The organism is Roseomonas sp. TAS13 (assembly GCF_001950415.1).
Classification (GTDB): Bacteria; Pseudomonadota; Alphaproteobacteria; order Acetobacterales; family Acetobacteraceae; genus Roseomonas; species Roseomonas mucosa.
On record NZ_BDLP01000249.1, the window covers coordinates 1 to 6,531 of the forward strand.

Annotated in this window: 6 protein-coding genes; all 6 read left to right on the forward strand. The window is 68.9% G+C overall.

The window, feature by feature from the left end; translation table 11 throughout:
• Window positions 1-267 precede the first annotated feature (267 nt).
• Window positions 268-1,548 (forward strand): phosphopyruvate hydratase, encoded by a 1,281-nt coding sequence (gene eno / locus ROTAS13_RS16965; RefSeq protein ID WP_019460312.1) that lies wholly within the window; start codon window positions 268-270, stop codon window positions 1,546-1,548.
• A 185-nt stretch (window positions 1,549-1,733) separates the two neighbouring features.
• A complete protein-coding gene (locus tag ROTAS13_RS16970) occupies window positions 1,734-2,057 on the forward strand; it encodes a septum formation initiator family protein (protein WP_019460311.1) in 324 nt (107 codons plus the stop codon).
• Window positions 2,058-2,416: 359 nt separating this feature from the next.
• On the forward strand, window positions 2,417-3,439 hold the full coding sequence (pdhA, locus tag ROTAS13_RS16975; RefSeq protein ID WP_019460310.1) for a pyruvate dehydrogenase (acetyl-transferring) E1 component subunit alpha: 1,023 nt from the start codon (window positions 2,417-2,419) through the stop codon (window positions 3,437-3,439).
• A 1-nt stretch (window position 3,440) separates the two neighbouring features.
• Window positions 3,441-4,853, forward strand: coding sequence for a pyruvate dehydrogenase complex E1 component subunit beta (locus ROTAS13_RS16980; protein WP_075822921.1), 1,413 nt, complete (start codon window positions 3,441-3,443; stop codon window positions 4,851-4,853).
• A gap of 13 nt (window positions 4,854-4,866) precedes the next feature.
• Window positions 4,867-6,252, forward strand: coding sequence for a pyruvate dehydrogenase complex dihydrolipoamide acetyltransferase (locus ROTAS13_RS16985; protein ID WP_075822922.1), 1,386 nt, complete (start codon window positions 4,867-4,869; stop codon window positions 6,250-6,252).
• Window positions 6,249-6,531, forward strand: a 283-nt coding sequence (locus ROTAS13_RS16990; protein WP_371329199.1) for a hypothetical protein, incomplete at its 3' end; no start/stop codon positions are given. The genes ROTAS13_RS16985 and ROTAS13_RS16990, both read left to right, overlap by 4 nt.

A 6,531-nucleotide genomic window follows, 5' to 3' on the forward strand; every position in this document is an offset into this window, starting at 1 on the left:
GCCCTGCGGCAGGGCGGGGGTGGCGGGGAGCAGGAGGAGGGGCAGCAGGAGCCCGGCCAGGACGCGTCGCCTCATATCCCCCGAATCTCCCCCGTCTTCCGTGCCGGCCCGCGATGCCGTGCATTGGGCGGGGTGGCGGCCATCCGGTCAACCCGGTCCGCCCGGTGGTCCCCGCGCCATGGCCGGGCCGCCGCGTAGCCCCCCTTGCCCTGGGCCGATGGGCACCCTATGCGCCATAACCGGGAAACCAACAGAGGGATACCTGCCGTGGCCGCCATCGCCGATATCATCGCGCGCGAGGTCCTCGACTCGCGCGGCAATCCCACGGTCGAAGTCGATGTGGTGCTGGATTCCGGCGCCGCCGGCCGCGCCGCCGTGCCCTCGGGGGCGTCGACCGGCGCCCATGAGGCCGTGGAGCTGCGGGACGGCGACAAGTCCCGCTACGGCGGCAAGGGCGTGGCCAAGGCCATCGCCAATGTCGAGGGCGAGATCTTCGACGCCATCTCGGGCATGGAATCGACCGAGCAGGTCAAGATCGACGAGACCATGATCGAGCTCGACGGCACCCCCAACAAGGGCCGCCTGGGCGCCAACGCGATCCTGGCCGTCTCGCTCGCCGTGGCCAAGGCCTCGGCCGCCGACCTGGGCATGCCGCTCTACCGCTATGTCGGCGGCGTCTATGCCCGCACCCTGCCGGTGCCGATGATGAACATCATCAATGGCGGCCAGCACGCGGACAACCCGATCGACATCCAGGAATTCATGATCATGCCGGTCTCCGCCGGCACCGAGGCCGATGCCGTCCGCATGGGCGCCGAGGTCTTCCACGCGTTGAAGAAGAAGCTGCACGACGCCGGCCACAACACCAATGTGGGCGACGAGGGCGGCTTCGCGCCGAACCTGAAGTCGGCCGAGGAAGCGCTGGGCTTCATCGCCCAGGCCTGCGAGGCGGCGGGCCACCGCGTCGGGGAGGACATCGTCTTCGCGCTCGACTGCGCCTCGACCGAGTTCTTCAGGAACGGCGTCTATGACATGGAAGGCGAGGGCAAGAAGCTCGACGCCGCCGGCATGGTCGATTACCTCGCCGGACTGTGCGGCAAGTTCCCGATCGTCTCGATCGAGGACGGCTGCGCCGAGGACGACTGGGAAGGCTGGAAGCTCCTCACCGAGAAGCTGGGCGCCAAGTGCAACCTCGTGGGCGACGACCTCTTCGTCACCAACCCGGAGCGGCTGCGCCAGGGCATCGAGCAGGGCATCGCCAACGCCATCCTGGTGAAGGTGAACCAGATCGGCTCGCTGACCGAGACGCTGGAGGCCGTCGAGATGGCACACCGCGCCGGCTACAAGGCGGTGATGTCGCACCGCTCCGGCGAGACCGAGGACGCCACCATCGCCGACCTCGCCGTGGCGACCAATTGCGGACAGATCAAGACCGGCTCGCTGTCCCGTTCCGACCGGCTGGCCAAGTACAACCAGCTGATCCGCATCGAGGGCGGCCTGGGCACCTCCGCGCGCTACGCCGGCCGCTCCGTGCTGCCGCGCGGCTGAGCGCGCCGCGGGGCACCCCTCCGGGTGCCCCGCCACCGCCCCGCAACGCACGCCCGGCGGGGCGGCGGGGACACACCGGCACCGCGAAACCATTCCTTGCGCGTTGAATCCCTTGCACGTTCGCACGTGCGAGTGTCTTCTCGCGGCCATTGAGGGGTTTTCATCGCTCGGGGGGGCGATCAACCATGTTGAAGTCGATCAAGAGACGCCTGCAGGGGGCTGTGCTGCCGGCGGTCTTTCTGGCCATCTGCGCCTATTTCGCCCATCACGCGATCAGCGGCTCGCGCGGCACGGAAGCCAGGGCCGTGCGCATGGCGCAGATCGAGGATGCCAGGAGCGAGCTTCGCCTCGCCGAGGCGGAGCGGGACGCCATGGACCGCCGGGTCGCCGGGCTGCGGGCCGAGCACCTGGACCGCGACATGCTCGACGAGCGCGCCCGTGCCCTGCTGAACGTCGTGGGCAAGGATGAGATCGTGATTCCCTACGGACCCAACGAGCGCCTGTTCTGATCCATCCGCGTCCGGGCAGGCCCCGCGGCCTGCCCGGACGCGCCGCCCGTGCCCACGGGCAGCGCGTCCGGAAGGGTTCTTGTGCGCCGCAAAAAGACATGGTGTGGCATCCGCCAAGTCTTCGCGCCGGTCATCTAGAAGTTTAAATGTATAGATAGGGCCGCCTTTCCCCTTTCATTGAAGAATGATGGAAAGGTGGACGAAAAATCTCCTGCTGCAATGCAGCATCAATTACTTACGACCTGTCCGGCTGCTTGGGTGCGCTTGCGGGCGCGCCGTCTCCCGCGTATCTGCCAAGTTGAGGCTGCCGCCGCGAATACCGGCAGATAGCCCATCAGGACAGCAGCGAGAGGGCCCCCATGATCCAGGGCGTCGAACCGACCTCCAAGCAGCGCCGCGGGAAGTCCAAGGATCCATCCGCCTTGCGCGAGGAATTGCTGAAGGCCTATCGCGACATGGTGCTGATCCGGCGTTTCGAGGAGCGCGCGGGACAGCTCTACGGCATGGGCCTGATCGGCGGCTTCTGCCACCTCTACATCGGCCAGGAGGCCGTGGTGGTGGGCATGCAGATGTGCCTGAAGCCCGGCGATCAGGTGATCACCTCCTATCGCGACCACGGCCACATGCTCGCCACGGGCATGGAGGCGCGCGGCGTGATGGCGGAGCTGACCGGCCGCGCCACGGGCTATTCCAAGGGCAAGGGCGGCTCGATGCACATGTTCAGCGTCGAGAAGGGCTTCTTCGGCGGCCACGGCATCGTGGGCGCGCAGGTCTCGCTCGGCGCCGGCCTGGCCTTCTCGAACTGGTACCGCCAGACCGACAATGTCAGCCTGACCTATTTCGGGGAGGGCGCGTCGAACCAGGGCCAGGTCTACGAGAGCTTCAACATGGCCGCGCTGATGAAGCTGCCGGTCGTGTTCATCATCGAGAACAACAAGTACGGCATGGGCACGAGCGTCGAGCGTTCCTCGGCCTCCAAGAACCTGTCGCAGAACGGCGCGCCCTGGGGCATCCCCGGGGAGCAGGTGGACGGCATGGACGTGCTGGCGGTCAGGGAGGCCGGCGAGCGCGCCGTGGCCCATTGCCGCGAGGGCAAGGGCCCGTACCTGCTGGAGATGAAGACCTACCGCTACCGCGGCCACTCCATGTCCGACCCGGCCAAGTACCGCACCCGCGACGAGGTGCAGCAGATGCGCGAGACGCACGACGCTATCGAGATGGTGCGCAAGCGGCTGCAGGAGCTCGGCGTGGACGAGGCCGAGACGAAGAAGATCGACGACGAGGTGAAGGCCATCGTCACCGATGCCGCCGAGTTCGCGCAGACCTCGCCCGAACCCGACGAATCCGAACTCTGGACCGATGTTATGGTGGAGAGCCGCTGAGATGGGTGCCACTCTCCTGATGCCTGCCCTGTCGCCCACGATGACCGAGGGCAAGCTGGCGCGCTGGCTGAAGAAGGAAGGCGACGAGGTCCGCTCCGGCGACATCATCGCCGAGATCGAGACCGACAAGGCCACGATGGAATTCGAGGCCGTGGACGAGGGCAAGCTGACGAAGATCCTGGTGCCCGAGGGCACCGAGGGCGTCAGCGTCAACGCCCCGATCGCGGAGCTGGACGGTGGCGGGGAGGGCGCGAAGCCCGCCGCGCCGGGCTCCGACAGCAACCAGCCGACCGAGCCTGCCCCCCCTGCCGCCGCGCATACCGGCGTGGCGAAGGAGGCGGAGGACCACAAGAAGGTGGCCGAGAAGGGCGCGGCCGAGCGCCCCGAGGCCTCGGCCAAGCCGATCGCCCCGGAGAAGGACTGGGGCCCGACCAAGCCGACCACCGTGCGCGAGGCGCTGCGCGACGCCATGGCGCTGGAGATGCGGGCGGATGACCGCGTCTACCTGATGGGCGAGGAGGTCGCGCAGTACCAGGGCGCCTACAAGATCTCCCAGGGCCTGCTGGACGAGTTCGGCCCGCGCCGCGTGATCGACACGCCGATCACCGAGCACGGCTTCACCGGCATCGCGGTGGGTTCGGCCATGAACGGGCTGAAGCCGATCCTGGAGTTCATGACCTTCAACTTCGCCATGCAGGCGATCGACCAGATCATCAACTCCGCCGCCAAGACCCGCTACATGTCGGGCGGCCAGATCGAGTGCCCGATCGTCTTCCGTGGCCCGAACGGCGCCGCCGCCCGCGTCGCCGCGCAGCACAGCCAGGACTATGCCGCCTGGTATGCCAGCGTGCCCGGTCTGGTGGTGATGGCGCCCTGGTCGGCGGCCGATGCCAAGGGCCTGCTGCGCGCCGCGATCCGCGACCCGAACCCGGTCATCTTCCTGGAGAACGAGATCCTCTACGGCCAGACCTTCGAGTGTCCGACCGCCGAGGACTTCGTGCTGCCGATCGGCAAGGCCAAGATCGAGCGCGAGGGCAAGGACGTCACCATCGTCGCCTATTCGATCGAGGTCGGCCTCGCGATGCAGGCGGCGGAGCAGCTGGCGGGCGAGGGGATCGAGGCGGAGGTCATCAACCTGCGCACGCTGCGGCCGCTCGACACCGGGACCGTCGTGGCTTCGGTGAAGAAGACCAACCGCCTCGTCATCGTGCAGGAGGCCTGGCCCTATGCCGGCATCGGCGCCGAGGTGGCGATGCGGGTGATGGAGGAGGCCTTCGACTACCTCGACGCGCCGCCGGCCCGGGTCTGCGCCGCCGATGTGCCGCTGCCCTATGCCGCGAACCTGGAGAAGCTGGCCCTGCCGCATCTCTCGCAGGTGGTGGACGCGGTGAAATCCGTGACCTACCGCAAGTAAGGGGCGCATCCGCATGGCCACCAACATCCTGATGCCCGCCCTGTCCCCCACCATGACGGAGGGGACGCTGGCGCGCTGGCTCAAGAAGGAAGGCGACACGGTCAAGTCCGGCGACATCCTCGCCGAGATCGAGACCGACAAGGCCACGATGGAGTTCGAGGCCGTCGACGAGGGCGTCCTGGGCAAGATCCTGGTGCCCGACGGTTCCGAGGGCGTGAAGGTCAACGCGCCCATCGGCATCATGATCGAGGAAGGCGAGGCGGTGCCCTCCGGCGCCCCGGCCGCCAACGGGAAGGGAGGGGAGGGCAACACCTCCCCCTCCGGCAGCCCGGCGCTGGAAGCGGTCAAGGAAGCCGGCGGCAAGGTGGCGGGCGCCGCCGAGCAGCCGGTCCCCGCGCCGCAGCCCAAGGGCGAGGCCGCGCCGGCCGCGTCCGCGGGCGGCGGCTCCAACGGCCGCGTCTTCGCCTCGCCGCTCGCCCGCCGCATGGCGGAACAGGCGGGGATCGACCTGGGCGCCGTGCAGGGCTCCGGCCCGAACGGGCGGATCGTGAAGGCGGATATCGAGGCGGCCCAGAAGAAGGGGGGTGTTCAGGGTGGCGCCGCCGCGAAGCCGGCCGCCGCGGCCCAGCCCGCCGCCGCTCCCGCCGCCGCGCCGCAGGCGGAGGCACCGAAGCCCGCGCCCAAGGCCCCGGCGATCACGGCCCCGCACAAGGCGATCCCGAACAGCTCGATGCGCAAGGTCATCGCGCGCCGCCTGTCGGAATCCAAGCAGACCGTCCCGCATTTCTACGTCTCGATGGACATCCAGCTCGATGCGCTGCTGAAGCTGCGCGCCGACCTGAACGCCCGCGCGCCGAAGGACGGGCCGGGCGCCTTCAAGCTCTCGGTCAACGACCTGGTGATCAAGGCGGCGGCGGCGACGCTGCGGAAGTTCCCCAACGTCAACGCGACCTGGACCGACGACGCGATCATCCAGTACGACGACGTGGACATCTCGGTGGCCGTGTCGATCCCGGAAGGGCTGATCACGCCGATCGTGCGTAAGGCCGACCAGAAGGGCCTCGCCACCATCTCCAACGAGATGAAGGACCTCGCCGCCCGCGCCAAGTCCGGTAAGCTGAAGCCCGAGGAGTTCCAGGGCGGCGGCTTCTCCATCTCGAACATGGGCATGTTCGGGGTGAAGGACTTCGCGGCGATCATCAACCCGCCGCAGGCCGGCATCCTGGCGGTCTCCTCCGGGGAGCAGCGCCCGGTGGTGAAGGACGGCGCCCTGGCGGTCGCCACGGTCATGACCTGCACGCTCTCCGTCGATCACCGCGTGGTCGATGGCGCGCTGGCGGCGGAATGGCTGGCCTCCTTCAAGAAGACGGTCGAGGACCCGCTGAGCCTGATGCTGTGACCCCGCTGCTGCGGGACGCCGTTCCGGCCGATATCCCCGTGCTGCTGCGCCTCACCCGGGCGCTGGCGGCCCATGAGGGGCAGCCGGAGCGGGTGACCGCAACGGAGGACGACCTGCGGCGCGCCTTCTTCGGCGCGCCGCCCGTGGCCTGGGCCCTGCTGGTGGAGCGGGACGGCGTGCCGCTCGGCTATGCCGCCTGGACTTTCCGCTTCCGCATGTACAGCGGCCGCAGCCTGATGCACGCCACCACGGTCTTCGTCGAGGAAGCGGCCCGGGGGC

Bases quoted from the DNA above. Each gene is read 5' to 3' on its own strand.
- ROTAS13_RS16970 (WP_019460311.1), top strand. From the start codon at position 1,734: ATGTTGAAGTCGATCAAGAGACGCCTGCAGGGGGCTGTGCTGCCGGCG.
- ROTAS13_RS16985 (WP_075822922.1), top strand. From the start codon at position 4,867: ATGGCCACCAACATCCTGATGCCCGCCCTGTCCCCCACCATGACGGAG.
- pdhA (WP_019460310.1), top strand. From the start codon at position 2,417: ATGATCCAGGGCGTCGAACCGACCTCCAAGCAGCGCCGCGGGAAGTCC.
- ROTAS13_RS16980 (WP_075822921.1), top strand. From the start codon at position 3,441: ATGGGTGCCACTCTCCTGATGCCTGCCCTGTCGCCCACGATGACCGAG.